Genomic DNA, 1,265 nt, shown 5'->3' with positions numbered 1-1,265 from the left:
ATGATAGGAACCGTGTGCCTATTAATAAAACAATCCCTGCCGAAATCAAGCGAGGAGACAAATGAAAACAAAACAAGCAAAACCAGTGAAAGCCGAACAACTTAGAAGTTATTACGAAGAAAGCCGTGGCTTAGAACGGGATCTTATCAAATGATTTATGAAGTTAATAATGTGATGATCAGTCTTTCTAAATATGTGAAAATTAAAAGGAATAAAATATGCAAAAGCTGATTATTATCATAGCCATTAGTGCGTTTCTTGGAACAACAAACTTGGCAAGAAGTGAGACTATTACTAGGCAAGGAGGAGGTCATAGCCGTTTTGCAATTCCTACTCTGGGGTCAGGAGATCTCGATTCAAGCACCTATTATACACCAAAAATACCACCAAACTACAATCCACCAGGTATTCCCCCCAATGTTACAATCAATCCTTCTACTTTTGGATTCGTGCCTGCTCCACCAACAGAATATCGGGAGCTTATTAATCTATTAAAAAAAGAGGAAATTATTGAGCTCTTAAAAAAACAGCTTGAGTTGAAAAAAGAACAACTTTTGCAAACAGAAAAAGCCTATCAAGCTATAACAAAGAGTCAGAAAACTGGACCTAAAACAATAGACTTTTCTAGTTTTTTTCTCAAAGAGCCAGAATTGCTCTATAAGAGTGATAAGTTTTCAAGAGAATCATATCAAAAGGTATTAGAGGACGAAAACAAAATTTCTGGGTCTTTTGATCGAATGGGCAAAGCTATTTCGGGGCGCTTAAAATTTGCATCGATACTAGATAAAGCTGTAAGTTTAGAAACTTTTGAAAACATAGAAAATCGTTTTAAATACCTCAAAAATCTATTAGATGAAGTTCAAACAAAAGAAAACCTGAAAGATACTGCAGATCTTCAAGCACATATCGATGGTTCGTTAGCCATGATCCAAAATGAATTCATAACGATGGAAATGGTAGCGCATTTACGTAAGGCTGAACAATCACTTATCAAAAAGAAAAGACGCGAACTTGATATGAAAATTTTTGATCATGAAAAAAAAGGGATGCCTACCATACGATAAAAACAAAAGCCACTGTAGAAAGTTCTGTGCTATTTGAACAATTCAGAGAGGCAGAAAGCTTTTATCAAAGCCAAGATATCGTAACGAAAATAAAGCGTTTAGCATGTATCTATATTTCAAGGTAATAAAAAGTTGAAAATTCGTTAAAGAGGAATTCCATGGACTTTACAGTGTTCACGCAACTTTTCAATAAAATTGATC

Annotated in this window: 1 protein-coding gene and 1 pseudogene; both read left to right on the top strand. The window is 34.7% G+C overall.

Annotated elements, in window-relative coordinates; translation table 11 throughout:
* Positions 1-61: 61 nt before the first annotated feature.
* Positions 62-148, top strand: a pseudogene (locus ACFIJP_RS09155) (TrwG protein); the annotation flags it as partial.
* Between the two features lie 70 nt (positions 149-218).
* Positions 219-1,064, top strand: coding sequence for a type IV secretion system protein (locus tag ACFIJP_RS09150; protein WP_375627106.1), 846 nt, complete (start codon positions 219-221; stop codon positions 1,062-1,064).
* Positions 1,065-1,265 lie beyond the last annotated feature (201 nt).

It is taken from the genome of Bartonella sp. MU37NMGALS (assembly GCF_042194015.1).
Lineage (GTDB): Bacteria > Pseudomonadota > Alphaproteobacteria > Rhizobiales > Rhizobiaceae > Bartonella > Bartonella grahamii.
Note: the sequence above shows the minus strand (reverse complement) of the source record. Positions and strands in the feature narration are given on the sequence as shown.